The sequence below is a fragment of the uncultured Thioclava sp. genome, from assembly GCF_913064665.1.
GTDB classification, from domain to species: domain Bacteria; phylum Pseudomonadota; class Alphaproteobacteria; order Rhodobacterales; family Rhodobacteraceae; genus Thioclava; species Thioclava arctica.
Map to the genome: position 1 here is coordinate 1 of NZ_CAJYBT010000040.1, position 17,690 is coordinate 17,690.

Consider the following 17,690-nt stretch of genomic DNA (forward strand, 5'->3'; position numbering starts at 1 on the left):
CTGCCCTTGCCGAAACTGGCGGAGTTCATCGACATCGCCCGCACACAGCTATCTGCGATGGCCGATATCCGGATCAATTGCTTTGGTCATGTTGGCGATGGCAACCTGCATTTCAACGCCTTTCCAGCCGACGGGCGCGATCGCGCGAGCTATGAAAACCTGCGCGCGGACATTGCGCAGGTGGTCTATGATCTGGTCGACGGGTTTGGGGGCTCGATCTCAGCCGAACACGGTATCGGGCGGTTGAAACTGCGCGATCTGGAACACTACGGCGACCCCGGCAAACTGGCGGCGATGCGCGCGATCAAAGCCGCGCTTGACCCAAGAGGGATTTTGAACCCCGGCGCGGTGCTGGCCCAAAATTGAATGCACCCCGTCAGATCACTCCGACGAGGTGCAGCGCTTTGGTTCACGTGTTTGCAAGCAGCAGAACCATCAGGCCTGCACAGAATTGCGTGATTCCTCTTTAAATATGGTTAAGCACCTTCGAATTCGCACAGAACATGCACGTTCATGCCCAGATCTTCCAGCAGCTTGCGCCCGCCCAGTTCCGGCAAATCGACGACAAAGGAACAGCCCACGATCTCACCTCCGACGCGCTCGATCAGCTTGATACCGGCCCCGCAGGTGCCCCCAGTGGCCAGAAGATCATCCACGATCAACACCTTCTCGCCGGGTTGGATCGCGTCTTCATGCATCTCCATCACCGCCTCGCCATATTCCAGCGTATAGGACTGCGAGATCGTCTGGCCGGGCAGCTTGCCCTTTTTGCGGATCGGCACGAAGCCCTTTGAAAGCTGATGCGCAATCGCGCCGCCAATGATGAACCCGCGCGCTTCAAGCCCGACGATCTTGTCAATCTGCTGCCCCGCCCACGGGTGCAGCATCTGATCAATCGCCATGCGAAACCCGCGCGGATCGGCGAATAGCGTGGTGACATCGCGAAACAAGATTCCCTCATGGGGAAAATCGGCGATGGTGCGAATGTAATCTTTCACGGTTTTGGTCTGGGCGTTCATCAAGACAGGCTCCGAATTGCAGTTAGGTCAGCATTAGCCAGAAAACGCCGCAGAGGCCACGCAAAGCTGGCGCGCACGGCGCGACAAACCCACGCGCGGCCGGGCCACGCGCCGCGTTCAAAAAACGCGCCCTGCCACGGTTTTCAGTTTCACCATCATGGTCGGATCGCGCTTGGCCGGGGCGGTCATGATCGCACTATCCAGCGCATGGCTGCAGCCCTCGCTGCAATCGCTCGCAGGCCCGGCCAAAAGCGCGGGCAGCGCGGCCACAAGGTCACGCGCCTTCGCGGCGTTCTTTTGCGCCACCGCGACCACTTGGGCCACATCCACCGCATCGTGATCGGGATGCCAGCAATCGTAATCGGTGATCATCGCGATGCAGGCATAGCAAATCTCGGCCTCGCGAGCGAGCTTGGCTTCGGGCATGCCGGTCATGCCGATCACATCCGCCCCCCAACTGCGATACAGCTCGCTTTCCGCCTTGGTGGAAAATTGCGGTCCTTCCATCGCGATATAGGTGCCGCCCTGATGCACGCGCACGCCAGTCGTTTGCGCCGCGCTGGTGCAATGCCCCGCAAGACGTGCGCAGATCGGATGGGCCACCGAGACATGCCCCACCAGACCGGCGCCGAAAAACGATTTCTCACGCGCGAAGGTGCGGTCGATATACTGACCCACGATCAGGAAATCACCCGGCGCGTAGGCTTCTTTCAGCGAGCCCACGGCCGAAACCGCAACCAGATCGGTGACGCCAAGCTGTTTCATCGCGTCGATATTGGCGCGGTAGGGCACGGTGGAGGGCGTGTGGACATGCCCACGCCCGTGACGCGGTAGGAAGGCCATTTTCACGCCCCCCAGCGCCCCAGTCAAAATCTGATCCGAGGGGGCGCCCCAAGGCGTTTGCAGACTGACCCAAGCGGCCCCTTCAAGCCCGTCAATCTCATAAAGGCCAGAGCCGCCGATCACCCCGATCATCCTGTCCATCGCACCTATCCTCTGGCTGTCATTTTCTATCGCCCAAAGCCTAAGCCTACAGCCCCCCCGAGAAAAGAGGGATTGCAGAGCCGTGATCGGCGGTCTATCGGCGCTTAGGGCGCGCAGTTATTGCGCGAAGGGGGCGCTAGTGGAAAATATACGCGGATCAATCCTGATGGTCGCCGCAATGGCAGCTTTCGCGATGGAGGATATGTTCGTCAAATCCGCCTCGACCCATGTCGCCGTGGGCATTGTTTTGATGCTGTTTGGCCTTGGCGGGATGGCGGTCTTTGCCACACTCATCACCGCGCGTGGTCAGTCCCTTGGGCATCGCGCCGTGCTGTCCCCTCCGATGCTGATCAAGCTATGTTTAGAAGTGGTGGGCCGTCTGGGCTACACTTTGGGCATCGCGCTCACGCCTTTGACGAACGCCTCGACGATCTTGCAAGCCACGCCGCTGGTGGTCGTCGCGGGTGCCGCGATTGTGTTTTCCGAGCGTGTCGGGACACGGCGCTGGATCGCCGTCGGGATCGGGTTTATCGGCGTGTTGATCGTGCTGCGTCCCGGTCTTGAGGGGTTCGTGCCCGCAGCCCTTTGGACGGTGCTGGGGATGTTTGGTTTTGCGGGCCGCGATCTGGCGACACGCGCCTGTCCCCCCACGCTGTCAAATTTCCAGCTTAGCTTTTACGGCTTTGCCATGCTGATCCCCACCGGAGCCTTGATCTTGATGATCACCGGCGGCTCTGGCGCGCCCGATTGGGCTGTGCTGCGCGATGTTGCAGGTGCTGTGTGTTTCGGCACCTTCGCCTATTGGTCGCTGACAAAAGCGATGCGGATGGGTGAGGTCTCGGTGATCACGCCGTTCCGCTATACGCGGCTGATCTTTGCGCTGATCTTGGGCGCGCTGGTCTTTGGCGAGCGCCCCGATGGCGCTATGATCATCGGCTCGGTGTTGATCGTGGCGAGCGGGCTGTATACGCTGCTGGAACAGCGCCGCGTGCGCCGACTGGCTTAATCAGGGCGCTTCATTTCGAACAGATCGCGCACGGCGGCATAATCGTGATAGCCCAACCGCGCCAGCCGGTCTTGGGGCAGATAGCGGCCGTCTTTTACACAAGCATCGTCGATGTGAATGCCCGTCACCTCGCCATGCACAAGGAAATTGGCGTCCCCGAGCAAGTCGATCACCTGCACCACGCGACATTCCAGCGCCGCAGGGGCCAGCGCCACGCGCGGGCAATCAATCGTCTCGCATTCGGCCTTTTCGATTCCGCATTGCGCGAACTCATCCGTGCCCGCAGGGAAGTTCGCACAGCTTGCGTTCATCTGATCCTTCAGCGCCGAGGTCACGAGATTGACGCAAAACACCCCTGAGTCGCGCAGTTGCGCCACGCTGTCCTTGGTGCCCTCGCGATCGGGCTTAACCCCGGTCGAGGCAAAGATCACCTGTGGCGGCGTATAGGCCACCGCGTTGAAAAACGAATAGGGCGCAAGGTTGTCGCCCAGCGCGCTGCGTGTGGAAATCCACCCGATCGGACGCGGCGCGACAATGGCGTTGAAGGGGTTATGCGGTAGGCCGTGGCCATCTTGCGGTTTGTAAAACATCGTTTCTCCTGTTTGATCCTGAACTTAGCGCGTGCTACCGCGTCTGACAGGGTAAAAGGGCGGGCGCGATGTATCAGCTCGAGGAAGAGACCGAAGACGATTGGTGGGAAGTGGAGGCGCTGTATGACCTCTGCTTTGCCCCCGGACGCACCGCGTTGTCATCTTACCGGCTGCGCGATGGCGTAGAACCGGTGCGCGCGCTTTGCCTGACGTTGCGCCAAGACGGCATTCTAGCCGCCGTGATCCGCTACTGGCCGGTGCAGGTTGCGGGCGCGCGGGTGTTGCTGCTAGGGCCGATTGCAGTGCACCCGACACGCCAAGGCGAGGGGCTTGGCGGGCTGTTGATGCATGAAAGCCTGACCGAGGCCCATCGGCTGGGCTGGGAGCGCGTGTTGCTGGTCGGCGATGCACCCTATTACGCGCGATTCGGCTTTGAGCGCCTTGAGGGTGTCGAGATGCCCCCGCCAACCAACCCCGACCGCGTCTTGGGGCTGGAACTGGTTGCCGGGGCCTGGCAAGGCGTGCACGGTCCCGTTGAAAAGGCGATTTGATTGGCGAAGCGTCCCTGCGACCCCATATGATAGGGGTAGTACAGGAGGCTTTGATGGCTGAGATTCTTCCCCCCGTGACCGATCCCGTCATTTTGAAGCAACTCGACGCGCTGGCGATACGCCACCGTGCGGCAAGTGGCGTCGTCATGAACCTAATTGGCTATATCGGCGGCTCTGCCGAAAGCCTTTTGGGCAAGCTACCCGCCCCGGTGCGTGCGGGGCTGGATGGCGCGACCGAGCGCGCGCTGTCAGGCGCGATGGTAGCGGCGGAACGCTCTCGCGGGATCGTGGCGGACCGGCCCGATTGGGTGAACCGCACGCTTACGGCAGCGATGGGTGCTGCTGGCGGCGCGGGTGGATTGGGCAGTTCGCTGGCGGAATTGCCCTTTACCGTGACAATGCTGCTGCGCGCCATTCAGGGGATCGCCGCAGAACACGGGTTTGACCCGGCCTCTGAGGAGGTGCGGATGGAATGCCTGCGCGTCTTTGCGTCAGCCGGGCCACTGGCGGATGATGACGGGATGGATCTCAGCTTTCTCGCCGCGCGCACCACCATCACCGGGCCGAGCCTGAAATCGCTGGTGGCCAAGGTCGCGCCGCGCCTGTCTGCGGTGCTGGGCCAGAAGCTTGCCGCGCAAGCCGCCCCGATTTTGGGCGCGGTGGCGGGGGCTGCGGTGAATTATTCCTTCACCAGCTATTATCAGGAAATTGCGCGGGTGCATTTCGGGCTCAAACGCTTGGCCCGTGACAGCGGCGCGGATGAGGGCGTGCTGCGCGAAGAACTCGTCGCGCGGCTGGCCAAGACCTAGCGCGCCCTGCCCCGATCTGTCGCGGTTACAGATGCGCCAGATAGCTGGTCACGACAGGCCGCACCGAAGTATGGCCCTCATTGCGCGCGCGCTGAATGATCTGGCGCAACTCGCCCAGATCGGAGCGCCGGATCAGGTGCTTGACCGGCCCGATTGAGGCCGGGCGCATCGAAAGCGCGCGGATGCCAAGGGCGGCAAAGGTCAACGCCTCAATCGGGCGTCCAGCATCCTCGCCACAAAAGCTGAGCGGCGTGTTTGCGACCGCGCAACGCGCGATGATGCGTTCAAGGAAGGTCAGGAACGACGTATCCAACGTGTCATAGCGCTTGCGCACCCGTTCGTTTTCGCGATCGGCCGCAAAGAAGAACTGCTTGAGATCATTGCCCCCGATCGAAATGAAATCGCAGGCATTATAGAAACTGTCAGGCGCAAACCCCAAAGACGGGGTCTCCAGCATCGCCCCGATGCTCAGCTCTTCGGGCACGACGCGCCCCATCTCCGCCTCGCGGTCGCGCACCCGAAACAGCATGTCACGCGCGGCGTAGAATTCCTCGGGGAGCGCGATGAAGGGGAACATGATCGACATTGGCCGACCATTGCCCGCGCGCAGCAGTGCCTGCAACTGCATCCGCAGCACGCCCGGCTTGTCCAATCCCACCCGCAGCGCGCGCCAGCCCATCGCGGGGTTGGGCTCGTCTTGCGGCTTCATATAGGGAACGACCTTGTCCGAGCCGATGTCGAGCGTGCGGAAATAGACCCGCTTGCCATCCGCCGCATCCATCACGCGCGCATAAAGCTGCGCCAACTCGCCCCGGCGCGGAACGCGGGTGCGGGTGAGAAATTGCAACTCGGTGCGAAACAGGCCCACGCCTTCAGCACCCGAGCCCTTGAGCGAGGGCAAATCCGCCATCAGCCCGGCATTCATCAGCAAGGCAACCGTCTGGCCTGAGATATCGGTAGCGGGCAGATCACGCAGATCGGCATAGCGTTTTTGCGCCTCTGCCTGCATCGCGATCTTGTCGCGAAAGGCATGCGCAACACTTTCTTCGGGGCGCAGATGTACCACGCCCTGATCGCCATCGACCAAGATCGGATCCCCGTTCAGCGCCTCTGCCGTGATCCGCCCGGCATGGATGACTAGCGGAATCGACAGTGCGCGCGCCACAATCGCCGCATGGCTGCCAACCGAGCCCTCTTCTAACACCACGCCCTTGAGCTTGCGGCCGTAATCCAGCAACTCCGCAGGCCCGATATTGCGCGCCAGAAGCACCGGATTTTCAGGCATTTCCGCCCCGGTATCGCGGCCTTGCCCGGTCAGGATGCGCAGCAAGCGGTTGGACAGATCGTCTAGATCGTTAAGCCGCTCGCGCAGATAGGGATCGGGGGCAAGCTGCATGCGCGCGCGCGCCGCGTTCTGCTCTTTTTCGACGGCGGCTTCGGCGGACAGACCGGCGGCGATATCTTCGCTCATCCGGCGTTTCCAACCCTTCGAGGCCGCCAGCATCTTGAAGGTCTCAAGCACCTGACGCTGATCCTTGTCGATCACCGTGATGTTGGACAGCATCTCATCAATGCGTTTGCGCAGTTCTTTGATTCCGTCCTCAAGACGGGCCTGCTCTGTCTCGGGGTCTTCGCCAACGGGATTAGTCACAACCACGCGCGGCTCGTGCAGCCAGACGCGCCCTTCGGCGGCACCTTCCTGCCCGGTGGCCCCACGAAACATGACCGTGAACCGGTGGGTCGCGCCGATATCGGCATTCTCGCCGCCCACAAACGCACCCAGTTCGGTCATCTCGGCAAGCACCATCGCCACGACATCAAGACCGTAAAGCTCATCATCGGTGAACGAGCGTTTTTCCTTGGACTGCACGACCAGCACGCCGAGCTTTTCGCCCACGCGCTGAATTGGCACGCCAACAAAGCTGGAATAAATCTCTTCGCCAGTCTCGGCCATGTAGCGAAACCCGGGCTCTGAGGGCGCATCGGCCGAATTGATCGGCTGGCCCGAGCGCGCCACGCGCCCCACCAGACCTTCGCCCAGACGCATCCGCGTGCGGTGAACCGCCTCGGGGTTGAGGCCCTCGGTCGCGCAAAGTTCCAGCGTTTCGGGATCGCGGAACAGATAGATTGAGCAAACCTGCGTATCCAGCGAATCCGCAATCAAATGCGTGATCCTGTTCAACCGATCCTGACCATCGCCATCAGTGGCCAGCGTGTCGCGCAACCGCTTGAGCAGCGTGCGACTATCGCTATCGCTATAGTCCACCATGGATGAGTTCGCGCCCCCGTTCTGAAGGCCTGTGAAATAAGATCAGGCTTTATCCAGTCCGAACACATCATGCAGGGCCTGAACCGCAAGTTCCAGATATTTGCGGTCCACCAACACCGAAATCTTGATTTCTGACGTCGCAATGACCTTGATGTTGACGTTTTCAGCAGCCAGCGCCTTGAACATTTCTGCGGCAACGCCCGCATGGCTGCGCATGCCAATGCCCACGACCGAAATCTTGGCGACATCTTCATCTGCAATCAGATCGTCGAAATTGATCAACCCGGCGGCGCGGGCATCTTCCATCGCCTTGCGGGCACGCGGCACTTGGTTGATCGGGCAGGAAAAGGTCATATCGGTGACTTTCACCGCGTGTTTGGCCTGATGCTCCGAGATGTTCTGAACGATCATATCGACATTCACACCCGCATCCGCGAGCGGGCCAAAAATCGCGCCCGCGATGCCGGGGCGATCCTCGACCGTGACAAGCGTCATTTTCGCTTCATCGCGCGAAAAGGCCACGCCGGAGACAACTTTCGATTCCATGATTTTATCCTCGTCGCAGACCAAAGTGCCCGAAGTCTCGTCGGTTTCTTCAAATGAGCTTAGCACACGTAGCGGCACCTTGTAGCGCATCGCCAACTCGACCGAGCGGGTTTGCAGCACCTTGGCACCCAGGCTAGCCAGTTCGAGCATTTCCTCAAACGCGATCCGGTCCAGCTTGCGTGCTTTGCTCGAAACGCGCGGGTCAGTCGTGTAGATGCCATCGACATCGGTATAGATATCGCAGCGCTCGGCGCCGAACGCTGCGGCAAAGGCCACGGCGGTCGTATCAGACCCGCCCCGGCCCAGCGTGGTGATCCGGCCCTCATGGCTCAGCCCTTGGAAGCCCGCGATCACCGCAACCTTGAAGCCTTCGGCGAATTTCGCATCCAGATTGTCACGCGGGATCGACATGAAGCGCGCCGCGCTATGTGCCGAGGTTGTGTTGATCGGCACCTGCCAGCCCTGCCAACTGCGCGCCGAAATCCCCATTTCCTGCAAGCGCAGCGCCATCAGACCGGCGGTCACGTTCTCGCCCGAGGAGACCACGGCGTCATATTCGCGCGCGTCATAGAAGGGCGAGGTTGTCTCAACCCAGTTCACCAATTCATTGGTGCGCCCCGACATGGCCGAGACAATAACGATCACGTCATAACCGCGCTCGACCTCGCGCTGCACCTTTGCGGCAGCATTCGCGATCCGGTCGAGGTCGGCAACCGACGTTCCGCCGAATTTCATCACCAGAATTGGCATCGAAACCCCCTTGGGCATAATCGCGCCCCTGCTAGCGTGAAGCGCGCGCACACGCAAGAGATTTGGCGCGTGCGCTCAGCCGACATCCGTGCGCCCGCGCCGGTCAGATCGCAGGTTGGAATAGAGCACATGATTGCGCCACCGCCCGTTGATTTGCAGATAGCTTTGCGCCACGCCCTCATATTTGAAGCCAGATTTCTCCAGCACGCCGCGCGAGGCTGCGTTTTCGGGCAGGCAGGCGGCCTCGATCCGGCTCAGATCCAGCGTGATAAAGGCGTAATGCACCACGGCCTCAATCGCCTCGCGCATATAGCCTCGGCGGGTATAACGCTGTCCGACCCAATAGCCCAAAGTGCCCGCCTGCGCAGGCCCCCGCCGGATATTGTCCAGCGTCAGCGCGCCCAGCAATTGCTGATCCTTGCGCCGGATCAGAAACACTGGCAGCGCGGTATCGGCCGCCACCGCGCGCGCAGCCCAATAGACCCGATTGGAAAACGCCTTGCGGCTAAGGTGATCGGGCGACCAGCTTGGCTCCCAGGGCACCAGAAAATCCCGCCCCTCGGCGCGCAAACTTGACCAGGCAGTGTAGTCGCCGTGCTCGGGTGGGCGCAGCGTCATCCGCTCCGTCTCGATGCGCACCTGCCGACGACGCTGGAACATTACGCGGCAAGCCTTTCGCGCACAGATTGCAGCGATGGCGCGTCATCGACCGGCCCATAGAGCGCCAGCGCCGTGCGCCCGCTATCGGCGAGCCGTTCGGCAAAGGCGCGCACGGCGTCGCGGGTGACCGCATCAATGCGTGCCGAGGCCTCTTCGATGCTGGGCACATGGCCCCAGACATGCAGGCTGCGCGCCATGCGTTCAGCGCGCGCCGAAGCGCCTTCGAGACCCATCAAGAGCCCGGCCTTGATCTGCACACGGGCGCGCGCAATCTCGGCCTCGGACATATCGTCTGCGGCGCGCTTCATCTCGTCAATGGTCAGGTCGGACAGACCCTTGATCTCCTCACCCGAGGTGCCGGCATAGATCGTGAACATGCCGGTATCTTCATAGGCCCCAGCCTGCGAGAAGATCGTGTAGCACAGACCACGTTCCTCACGGATCTTCTGAAACAGCCGCGAGGACATGCCCCCACCCATCGCGGTGGAATAGACCTGCACGGTATAAAGATCGGCATCGCGATAGCTTGGTGCCTCAAAGCCCAGCGCGAAATGCGCCTGCTCCAGCTTCTTGATCTCACGGCGCTCGCTGCCCGACCAAGCGGCGCGTTCGGGCGCGGGGTTGAGCGAGGGCGCGATGTCACCGAAAATCGCCTCGGCACGTTTCACGATATCGCCGTGATCAACCGCACCTGCCGCCGACAGGATCATCTGATCGGGGCCGTAATGTTCGCGCACAAATCCCGACAGATCGTCTCGCGCAAAGGCGCGCACGCGCTCGGCCGGGCCAAGAATGGTGCGCCCCATCGGTTGATCGGGATAGGCCGCCTCTTGCAGCCAATCAAAAATCACATCGTCGGGCGTATCCTGCGATTGCCCGATCTCCTGCAAGATCACGCCACGCTCGACCTCGATCTCGCGCTGATCAAAGATCGGGTTGAGCAGAATGTCGGAAATCACATCCAGCGCGAGGGGCACATCGGCCTGCAAAACACGCGCGTAATAGGCGGTCATCTCGCGCGAGGTATAGGCGTTGATATAGCCGCCCACATCCTCGATCGCCTCGGCAATTTGCAGCGCAGTGCGCGTTTTCGTACCCTTGAACGCCATATGCTCAAGGAAATGCGCGATGCCGTTTTGCTCGGGGCGCTCGTGGCGGCCCCCTGCCGTGACCCAGATCCCGATTGAGGCCGAGGCCAGCCCCGGCATCCTTTCCGTCACAATGCGCAGGCCGTTTTTCAGCGTGGTCATCTCAATCATTTACGGCGTCTTTCACGGATCAGCGCCTCAAGGGCGGCAAGGTCATTGGGCACGCGCGTCACGCGTTCGTCCCGTTCAAACAGGTCGGCCATGCGCGGGGGCAGCGGCGGGCGGATGCCTGTGGCTTCTTCGACCGCATCGGGGAACTTGGCCGGATGCGCGGTGGCGAGCGTCACCATCGGGGTGGCTGGGTCACGCTGCAGCGCCTGCTTGGCGACATTCACCCCAACGGCGGAATGCGGACACAGCAGTTCGCCGGTTTCGCGCAAGCTGTCGCCGATCTCTTCCATCGTGCGCCCCTCGCCCACCGCGCCGCTGTCATAGACCGCGCGCAGGGCTCCGATGGCGTTGGGCGAGACGGTGAAAGAACCGTTGGTTTTCAGCTCGTCCATCAGCGCCGCAATCGCCGCCCCGTCCTTGCCATAGGCCCAGAATAGCGCGCGCTCGAAATTCGAACTGACCTCGATATCCATAGAAGGGCTGATCGAGGGCGTCACGCCGCGCTTGGTGTAATCGCCCGCCTCAAGGCAGCGATGCAAAATGTCGTTCTGGTTTGTCGCGATCACCAGGCGCTCAATCGGCAGACCCATTTCCTTGGCAAGGAACCCTGCGAAAATATCACCGAAATTACCGGTCGGCACGGTGAAGCTGATCTTGCGATGGGGCGCGCCCAGCGCCACGGCGGCGGTGAAGAAATACACGATCTGCGCCAGCACGCGGGCGAAGTTGATCGAGTTCACACCCGCCAGCCCCACCTCGTCACGGAAGGTGAAATCGTTGAACATGTCCTTCAGCTTGCCTTGGCAATCGTCGAAATCGCCATCCATCGCAAGGGCATGGACATTGCCCTCAATCGGCGTGGTCATCTGGCGGCGCTGCACCTCGGAAACCCGGCCATGCGGGAACAGGATAAACAGATCGACATTGTCGAGCCCGCGAAATGCCTCAATCGCGGCAGAGCCGGTATCGCCCGAGGTCGCGCCGACAATGGTGATCTTCTGGTCGCGTTTCTCCAGCTCGATCTGGAACAGCTGGCCAATCACCTGCATCGCGAAATCCTTGAACGCGAGGGTGGGGCCGTGGAACAGTTCCAGCAGGAAGTGGTTGGGCGCAAGTTGCACCATCGGCGCGCGCGCCGCATGGCCAAAGCCCGCATAGGCGCGCGAGATCGCCCCGCGCAGTTCGTCCTCAGAGAAGGTCTCGGAGACGAAAGGCTTCATCACCCGATAGGCGACCTCTTCATAGGGCTGCCCGGCCAGCGCCGCGATCTCATCGCCGCTAAACTGAGGAACGCTCTCGGGCACATACAAACCGCCATCGCGGGCAAGGCCCGTCAGCATCGCATCGCCAAAATTCAGAACCGGGGCCTGCCCCCGTGTGGAAACATAACGCATGCTCAATCCTTAGATCGGTTGCCGCCTGATACGCCACAGAAGAAAGATTGTCATCCCGGCCCAGACGATTGCGAGCAAAAACCAAGTGATCGCGTATTGCAGGTGATCATTTGGGATGCCGGAGATGGTGATCGGCTCGGGGGTGATACCCTGCGCGTCGCCCTGAACCTGCGCTGCGACAACCAAGATCGGCTCGGTCCTAAGCGCTTTCGCCATCGCGGGCACGTCGCGCGCGAACCACAGCCCGGTCTTGGCATCGGGGGGCGGGGTGTAGCTGTCGGTCTCATTGGGCCAATGCAGGTTTCCGGTCACGATCAGCGCGGTCGGCGGGCGGGCAGTATCGCGTCCTTTCTCAGGCAGAAAGCCGCGATCAAGCAAGATGCGACGGCCCTCGCCAGTCTCAAACGCAGAGATCACACGATAGCCCGCGCCCACGCCCTTCTGCCCCGACAGCACAAGTATCTCCTGCCCCGTCGTGCCGCCTGCAAATTCGACGGGCTGGTATTTCATCGCCTGCGTATCGCTGCCCTCGGGCGGCAAATCTTGCGGATCGCCGCCAATCTTGGCGGAAATTTCGGACAGCATCGCGCGCTTCCATTCCAGCCGGTTGAGCTGCCACACGCCCAATGAAATCAGGATCGCGCAGCCCACCACGCCCAGCAGCAACGGAAATACAAAACGGGTCATTGCCCCTCCAGAAATACGGCGTGCCACGCAAACGGCGCGAAGGTCACCCCCCGCGCCGTCTCAAGGCCAGCCAAAAGGGGGCGCTTACGCGCTGCCCCAGATATAGATCGAAGCGAACAGGAACAGCCAGACCACATCGACAAAGTGCCAATACCAAGCCGCCGCCTCAAAGCCGACATGACGGTCGGGCGTCATCTGGCCCTTGGTGATGCGGATCAGACAGACCAGCAGGAACAGCGTGCCGATGATCACATGCGCGCCGTGAAAGCCCGTCGCCATGAAGAAGTTCGCACCGTAGATATTGCCCGACAAGCCAAAGGCCGCATGGCTGTATTCATAGGCCTGCAGCACGGTAAAGCTGAAGCCCAAGATCACCGTCAGGATCAACCCCTGCTTAACCGCCTTGCGATCATTCTCATGCACCAGCGCGTGGTGTGCCCAAGTCAGCGTCACCCCCGAAAGCAGCAAGATCACCGTGTTGATCAGCGGCAGATGCCACGGGTCAAAGGTCTGGATACCAGCCGGAGGCCAAACACCGTCCACCGCCGGGCTTTGCGGGCCCATCGGATACATCGCATGCTTGAAAAAGCTCCAGAACCAGGCGGCGAAGAACATTACCTCGGACATGATGAACAAGATAAAGCCATAGCGCAGCCCGATCGCGACGACGGGCGTATGATCCCCGACCTCGCCTTCATGCACGACATCGGACCACCAGCCATACATGGTATAAAGCACAACCAAGAGCCCGGCGAAGAACATGTAATGCGTGATGCCAGCCATCCACATGACGGCCCCGAACAGCATGATAAAACCGCCCAGTGCGCCCAGTAACGGCCAGATTGAGGGCGGCAGGATGTGATAGTCGTGGTTCTTTGCGTGGGCCATGCGTCTCCCTCCGATGGCTTAATTGACCGTTCCCGCAGCATCTGCTTGCGAAGTCGCAGCATGCTGCTCGGGCAATTCTGTTTCGTAGAATGTGTAGCTCAGTGTCAGCGAGTTGATCCGTTTCGCGTCTGCATCATTGACGATCTCTGGATCGACAAAGAAGCTGACCGGCATTTGCACCCGCTCCCCCGGTTGCAAAACCTGCTCAGTAAAGCAGAAACACTGGATCTTGTCGAAGTAGTAGCCCGCCACATCGGGCGAGACATTGTAGCTGGCCGTGCCCGCGACCACGCGGTCGGTGGGGTTGTAAGCCTCGTAAAAGGCCAGCCCGTTCTGCCCGATCTTGAGCTTCATCTCGGTCTTGACCGGTTTGAACTCCCACGGCATGTCGCGCGCCACATTGGCATCAAAGCGCACCGTTATCTCACGATCCAGCACGTGGTCGGGCAGTTTTTCCGCGACATTCGTGGTCCCGCCATAGCCCGTCGTCTTGCAAAACCAGTTGTAAAACGGCACCGCAGCCCAAGCCCCTGCCCCCATCACAACGACGAGCGCAAGCAGCGACAGAACCACCCGCGTGTTCGACTGTTGTTGGGGGGATTGGCTCACTTTGCGACCTCGGTTTTGGCAGGGGCGGCGCTGGTTGGCTCGGCAGGCAACGCCGAGACGCGCGGCTGATGATCAAAGCCCTCAAGCTTGTTGCCACGCTCTACCTTGACCACGGTCAGGCCGAAAACGATGGCGACAAAGCCCAATAGGACCACGCCCAGCCCCGCATTGCGCGAGAACCGGCGGGTGTGAATCTCACTGTCACGCGTAATTGCCATGTCTTACCAGACTCCCAAACCGAGATAGCTCAGCCCGGCCTCAGCCAGCAAAGCGAGAAAATGTGCGAAGAGATAGATCAGCGAGAAGTAAAAGAACCGCTTTTCAACAGCGTATTTATCGGCCTCTGCCTGCACCTCGGAGCGGCCGTGAATCTCGATTGCGCCCTTGATGAACAAAGCATTCATCACGATCGCCGTCGCAAAATACAGCGGCCCACCGATCGAAGTGAACCCAATCCCGACCGCAAGAGGCGCAAGGACCAACGCATAGGCTAGGATATTCTTGCGCGTCACCCTGCGGCCATGCGTCGAGGTGAGCATCGGCACCTTGGCCTCGTCATAATCGGCCTTCATGAACAACGCGAGCGACCAGAAATGCGGCGGCGTCCACAGGAACACCAGCAGGAACATCGCCACCGATTCGATGGAAATCCCGCCCGTTGCCACTGCCCAGCCGATCATCGGAGGAAACGCCCCCGCTGCGCCGCCGATCACGATGTTCTGCGGCGTCGCGCGTTTGAGCCACATCGTATAAACGACAACGTAGAAGAAGATCGTAAAGGCGAGGAAAAGCCCGGCGAAAATATTGGTGGCCAAAGCCAGCATGACGCAGGAAATGCCTGACAGCGCGAGGCCAAAGCCCAGTGCTTCGCGTTCGCTGACGCGGCCTGCCGGGATCGGGCGGTTGCGCGTGCGCCGCATGATCCGGTCGATATCAGCATCATACCACATGTTCAGCGCGCCCGACGCACCGCCGCCCAGCGCGATGAACAAGATCGCAACAAAGCCGACGAACGGATGCACCGGATTGGGGGCAACGACCAGCCCGACAAAGGCCGTGAACACGACAAGCGACATCACGCGCGGTTTCAGCAAAGCGATGTAATCGCCGAACCGGGCCTCATTGTCTTGCTGGATATAGCCGATGTCACTCATTTACGCTGCCTTTCAGGTGCCAATGTCACGCGTGCTCAGTTCTGCGCGACCTGGATCGCCTGCTCCGTCTTGACCGAAGCGAAATCGTTTTTCGCGCGTGCAAGCCAGTTAGCGTAAACTTCGGGTGAGACAACCTTCACCACGATCGGCATATAGGCGTGATTGGTGCCACACAGTTCCGAGCACTGGCCGAAATACACACCTTCTTGATCGGACTTAAACCACAATTGCGCGATCCGGCCCGGCACAGCGTCTTGCTTTACCGCGAAAGCAGGCACCGTCCAGCTGTGAATCACGTCAGATCCGGTGAGTTGCACCACGATTGATTTGCCCACCGGCACGACCATCGCATTGTCCGCCGCCAGCAAATATTCGTCAGGCGCATAGCCATGATCGGCAAGCTCGTCCTTGCCAAGCATGATCGAATCAAAGCTGACGCCCTCATCGGGGTATTCATAGCCCCAATACCACTGATAGCCGGTCACCTTGATGGTGATGTCACCCTCGGGGATCTCTTGCGAGTTCCACAGCGCGGGCAGCGAAAACGCCCCGATCACCACCAGAATGGCCACCGGCACCAGCGTCCATGTGATTTCCAACGGCGCATTATGGGTGAACTTGCGCGGCGTCGGGTTGGCGCGGCTGTTAAAGCGGATCAAGGCGTAAAAGATCAGCGCAAAGACGAAGACGCAGGTCGCGGCAACAATCACCAGCAACATATGATCCAGCCATTGCTGATCTTCTGCGATATTAGACGAGGCCGGCTGAAACCCGGTTCCGCCCAGATGCGGCTTACCGATCACCGGCAGCCCCTTGATCATATCCTGAGCCGAGGCTTGCCCGGCAATGACGCTCGACATGGCAGCCGACACGACAGCGGCCGCGAAAGCGCGGCAGTTGCTTGCAAAACGCATTATTCCCATTTCTCCCTTATGACGACCTTCCCAGCCGCCGAACGGAAAACCGACACTCCCATATCGGTCCCCCGTTGTATGATCTTAGTTTAAAATCATATTAGAGGGGGATCGCAAGCAAAAGCTGCGACATTCTGTCAGAATTGATCATATACGTTTGGAGAGCCAATGCCCCAGCAAGACCGTTTTGCCCCGTTCGAGACCGCTCTCGATCAGTCCGCGGCCTTGCATCTGCTGCGTGAGGCCACTGCAGGCGCCGAGGATGGCGAACTATTTTTGGAGCAGCGCCGGTCCGAGGCGCTGGTCTTTGATGATGGTCGCGTCAAGACCGCGTCTTACGATGCTTCCGAGGGATTCGGCCTGCGCGCGGTCAAGGGCGAGGTGGCCGGATACGCCCATTCCACCGAGATTTCCGAATCTGCGCTGCGCCGCGCCAGTGAAACCGCGCGTCTCGCCGTGGGCGAGGGTGGTGGCGTGATGGCGCCGCCCCCCCAAGGCACCAACCTGCATCTCTATAGTGACGCCGATCCGGTCTCGGACACGCCCTTTGCCACCAAGATCGACATCCTGCGCGAGATTGACGCCTATGCCCGCGATCTCGACAAACGCGTGGTGCAGGTCTCGGTCAGCATGGCGGCCAGCCTGCAAGAGGTCTTTATCCTGCGTCCCGAAGGCGGGCTGGTCAGCGACATTCGCCCGATGGCGCGGCTGAATGTGTCCGTGATCGTTGAGGAAAACGGCAAACGCGAATCCGGCGGCCATGGCGGCGGCGGGCGCTTTGGGCTGACGGGCTTGATTGAGCCCGCGCACTGGAAACCTGTCGTCAGTGAAGCCCTGCGCATCGCCCTTGTGAACCTGCGCGCCGAGCCTGCGCCTGCGGGCCAGATGGATGTGGTGCTTGGCCCCGGCTGGCCCGGCGTGCTGCTGCATGAGGCGGTGGGTCACGGGCTTGAAGGCGATTTCAACCGCAAGAAATCCTCGGCCTTTGCGGGGTTGATGGGCCAACAGGTGGCGGCCAAAGGCGTGACGGTGCTGGATGACGGCACGATCCCGGACCGGCGCGGCTCGATCTCGATCGATGATGAGGGCACGCCCTCGGGCAAGAACGTGCTGATCGAAGATGGCGTGCTGGTCGGCTTCATGCAGGATCGCCAGAACGCGCGGCTGATGGGGGTCACCCCGACGGGCAACGGGCGGCGCGAAAGCTATGCCCATGCGCCGATGCCGCGGATGACCAATACTTACATGCTCAATGGCGATGCCGAACCGGGCGCGATTCTCGCGGATCTGAAAGACGGCATCTATGCCGTGGGTTTCGGCGGCGGCCAGGTCGACATCACCAATGGCAAGTTCGTGTTCAACTGCACCGAGGCTTATCGCGTGAGGAACGGCGTGGTTGGCGCTCCGGTCAAGGGGGCCACGCTGATTGGCGACGGCCCCACCGCGATGCGCCAGATCCGCGCGATCGGCAATGACATGGCCCTTGATCCGGGCATCGGCAATTGCGGCAAAGCGGGCCAATGGGTGCCCGTTGGCGTGGGCCAACCGACGCTGATGATCGGCGGGCTGACCGTGGGCGGGTCCGCCGCAGCCTAAGAATC

At 61.0% G+C, this 17,690-nt stretch carries 19 protein-coding genes; 5 read left to right on the top strand and 14 right to left on the bottom strand.

Annotation, left to right across the window (positions count from 1 at the left end):
• Positions 1-366 (top strand): FAD-linked oxidase C-terminal domain-containing protein (locus tag QZ571_RS14760; protein WP_295536461.1); only part of this gene is annotated, 366 nt, incomplete at its 5' end.
• Between the two features lie 110 nt (positions 367-476).
• Here the strand turns inward: QZ571_RS14760 and QZ571_RS14765 are convergent.
• Positions 477-1,019: an adenine phosphoribosyltransferase gene (locus QZ571_RS14765; protein WP_295536463.1), complete on the bottom strand. Its 543-nt coding sequence runs from the start codon at positions 1,017-1,019 to the stop codon at positions 477-479.
• Positions 1,020-1,136: 117 nt separating this feature from the next.
• Positions 1,137-2,003 carry an S-methyl-5'-thioadenosine phosphorylase gene (locus QZ571_RS14770; protein WP_295536465.1) on the bottom strand — a complete coding sequence of 289 codons (867 nt, stop codon included), beginning with the start codon at positions 2,001-2,003 and terminating at the stop codon, positions 1,137-1,139.
• A 139-nt stretch (positions 2,004-2,142) separates the two neighbouring features.
• On the opposite strand from QZ571_RS14770, the gene QZ571_RS14775 reads away from it, so the two are divergent.
• Positions 2,143-3,009 carry a DMT family transporter gene (locus tag QZ571_RS14775; protein WP_295536467.1) on the top strand — a complete coding sequence of 289 codons (867 nt, stop codon included), beginning with the start codon at positions 2,143-2,145 and terminating at the stop codon, positions 3,007-3,009.
• On the opposite strand, the gene QZ571_RS14780 is transcribed toward QZ571_RS14775, so the two are convergent.
• Positions 3,006-3,599: a flavin reductase family protein gene (locus QZ571_RS14780; protein WP_295536469.1), complete on the bottom strand. Its 594-nt coding sequence runs from the start codon at positions 3,597-3,599 to the stop codon at positions 3,006-3,008. The genes QZ571_RS14775 and QZ571_RS14780 overlap by 4 nt on opposite strands.
• A gap of 68 nt (positions 3,600-3,667) precedes the next feature.
• On the opposite strand from QZ571_RS14780, the gene QZ571_RS14785 reads away from it, so the two are divergent.
• Both QZ571_RS14785 and QZ571_RS14790 read left to right on the top strand, forming a co-directional pair.
• Entirely contained in the window at positions 3,668-4,150 is a 483-nt protein-coding gene (locus QZ571_RS14785; RefSeq protein WP_295536472.1) for a GNAT family N-acetyltransferase, read from the top strand.
• Between the two features lie 53 nt (positions 4,151-4,203).
• Positions 4,204-4,959 (top strand): EcsC family protein, encoded by a 756-nt coding sequence (locus QZ571_RS14790; RefSeq protein WP_295536474.1) that lies wholly within the window; start codon positions 4,204-4,206, stop codon positions 4,957-4,959.
• Positions 4,960-4,984: 25 nt separating this feature from the next.
• Here the strand turns inward: QZ571_RS14790 and ptsP are convergent, their stop codons facing one another.
• The 11 genes from ptsP to coxB form a co-directional block, all read right to left on the bottom strand.
• On the bottom strand, positions 4,985-7,228 hold the full coding sequence (gene ptsP / locus QZ571_RS14795) for a phosphoenolpyruvate--protein phosphotransferase (protein ID WP_295536476.1): 2,244 nt from the start codon (positions 7,226-7,228) through the stop codon (positions 4,985-4,987).
• A gap of 42 nt (positions 7,229-7,270) precedes the next feature.
• Positions 7,271-8,524: an aspartate kinase gene (locus QZ571_RS14800; protein ID WP_295536524.1), complete on the bottom strand. Its 1,254-nt coding sequence runs from the start codon at positions 8,522-8,524 to the stop codon at positions 7,271-7,273.
• A gap of 75 nt (positions 8,525-8,599) precedes the next feature.
• Positions 8,600-9,184 (bottom strand): GNAT family protein, encoded by a 585-nt coding sequence (locus QZ571_RS14805; protein ID WP_295536479.1) that lies wholly within the window; start codon positions 9,182-9,184, stop codon positions 8,600-8,602.
• Positions 9,184-10,443: a pitrilysin family protein gene (locus QZ571_RS14810; protein ID WP_295536481.1), complete on the bottom strand. Its 1,260-nt coding sequence runs from the start codon at positions 10,441-10,443 to the stop codon at positions 9,184-9,186. Before QZ571_RS14810 ends, QZ571_RS14805 begins: the two co-directional genes overlap by 1 nt.
• A complete protein-coding gene (gene thrC, locus QZ571_RS14815) occupies positions 10,440-11,837 on the bottom strand; it encodes a threonine synthase (RefSeq protein WP_295536483.1) in 1,398 nt (465 codons plus the stop codon). Before thrC ends, QZ571_RS14810 begins: the two co-directional genes overlap by 4 nt.
• 9 nt (positions 11,838-11,846) lie before the next feature.
• Complete coding sequence (locus tag QZ571_RS14820; RefSeq protein ID WP_295536486.1) at positions 11,847-12,524, bottom strand: SURF1 family protein; 678 nt, start codon at positions 12,522-12,524, stop codon at positions 11,847-11,849.
• Positions 12,525-12,608: 84 nt separating this feature from the next.
• Positions 12,609-13,412: a cytochrome c oxidase subunit 3 gene (locus QZ571_RS14825; RefSeq protein ID WP_295536488.1), complete on the bottom strand. Its 804-nt coding sequence runs from the start codon at positions 13,410-13,412 to the stop codon at positions 12,609-12,611.
• A gap of 18 nt (positions 13,413-13,430) precedes the next feature.
• Positions 13,431-14,021, bottom strand: coding sequence for a cytochrome c oxidase assembly protein (locus QZ571_RS14830; RefSeq protein ID WP_295536490.1), 591 nt, complete (start codon positions 14,019-14,021; stop codon positions 13,431-13,433).
• Entirely contained in the window at positions 14,018-14,239 is a 222-nt protein-coding gene (locus QZ571_RS14835) for a hypothetical protein (RefSeq protein ID WP_295536491.1), read from the bottom strand. Before QZ571_RS14835 ends, QZ571_RS14830 begins: the two co-directional genes overlap by 4 nt.
• Before the next feature lie 3 nt (positions 14,240-14,242).
• On the bottom strand, positions 14,243-15,175 hold the full coding sequence (cyoE, locus tag QZ571_RS14840) for a heme o synthase (protein WP_295536493.1): 933 nt from the start codon (positions 15,173-15,175) through the stop codon (positions 14,243-14,245).
• 35 nt (positions 15,176-15,210) lie between these two features.
• Positions 15,211-16,089, bottom strand: coding sequence for a cytochrome c oxidase subunit II (gene coxB, locus QZ571_RS14845; RefSeq protein ID WP_295536496.1), 879 nt, complete (start codon positions 16,087-16,089; stop codon positions 15,211-15,213).
• A 168-nt stretch (positions 16,090-16,257) separates the two neighbouring features.
• On the opposite strand from coxB, the gene tldD reads away from it, so the two are divergent.
• Positions 16,258-17,685, top strand: coding sequence for a metalloprotease TldD (gene tldD, locus QZ571_RS14850; protein WP_295536498.1), 1,428 nt, complete (start codon positions 16,258-16,260; stop codon positions 17,683-17,685).
• The last annotated feature ends 5 nt before the right edge of the window (positions 17,686-17,690 follow it).

What these genes read in the sequence shown, in the direction of transcription:
- QZ571_RS14765 (WP_295536463.1), bottom strand. Translation starts at nt 1,019, where the DNA reads ATGAACGCCCAGACCAAAACCGTGAAAGATTACATTCGCACCATCGCC.
- QZ571_RS14770 (WP_295536465.1), bottom strand. Translation starts at nt 2,003, where the DNA reads ATGGACAGGATGATCGGGGTGATCGGCGGCTCTGGCCTTTATGAGATT.
- QZ571_RS14780 (WP_295536469.1), bottom strand. Translation starts at nt 3,599, where the DNA reads ATGTTTTACAAACCGCAAGATGGCCACGGCCTACCGCATAACCCCTTC.
- QZ571_RS14785 (WP_295536472.1), top strand. Translation starts at nt 3,668, where the DNA reads ATGTATCAGCTCGAGGAAGAGACCGAAGACGATTGGTGGGAAGTGGAG.
- QZ571_RS14790 (WP_295536474.1), top strand. Translation starts at nt 4,204, where the DNA reads ATGGCTGAGATTCTTCCCCCCGTGACCGATCCCGTCATTTTGAAGCAA.
- ptsP (WP_295536476.1), bottom strand. Translation starts at nt 7,228, where the DNA reads ATGGTGGACTATAGCGATAGCGATAGTCGCACGCTGCTCAAGCGGTTG.
- QZ571_RS14800 (WP_295536524.1), bottom strand. Translation starts at nt 8,524, where the DNA reads ATGCCAATTCTGGTGATGAAATTCGGCGGAACGTCGGTTGCCGACCTC.
- QZ571_RS14805 (WP_295536479.1), bottom strand. Translation starts at nt 9,184, where the DNA reads ATGTTCCAGCGTCGTCGGCAGGTGCGCATCGAGACGGAGCGGATGACG.
- QZ571_RS14810 (WP_295536481.1), bottom strand. Translation starts at nt 10,443, where the DNA reads ATGATTGAGATGACCACGCTGAAAAACGGCCTGCGCATTGTGACGGAA.
- thrC (WP_295536483.1), bottom strand. Translation starts at nt 11,837, where the DNA reads ATGCGTTATGTTTCCACACGGGGGCAGGCCCCGGTTCTGAATTTTGGC.
- QZ571_RS14820 (WP_295536486.1), bottom strand. Translation starts at nt 12,524, where the DNA reads ATGACCCGTTTTGTATTTCCGTTGCTGCTGGGCGTGGTGGGCTGCGCG.
- QZ571_RS14825 (WP_295536488.1), bottom strand. Translation starts at nt 13,412, where the DNA reads ATGGCCCACGCAAAGAACCACGACTATCACATCCTGCCGCCCTCAATC.
- QZ571_RS14835 (WP_295536491.1), bottom strand. Translation starts at nt 14,239, where the DNA reads ATGGCAATTACGCGTGACAGTGAGATTCACACCCGCCGGTTCTCGCGC.
- cyoE (WP_295536493.1), bottom strand. Translation starts at nt 15,175, where the DNA reads ATGAGTGACATCGGCTATATCCAGCAAGACAATGAGGCCCGGTTCGGC.
- coxB (WP_295536496.1), bottom strand. Translation starts at nt 16,089, where the DNA reads ATGCGTTTTGCAAGCAACTGCCGCGCTTTCGCGGCCGCTGTCGTGTCG.
- tldD (WP_295536498.1), top strand. Translation starts at nt 16,258, where the DNA reads ATGCCCCAGCAAGACCGTTTTGCCCCGTTCGAGACCGCTCTCGATCAG.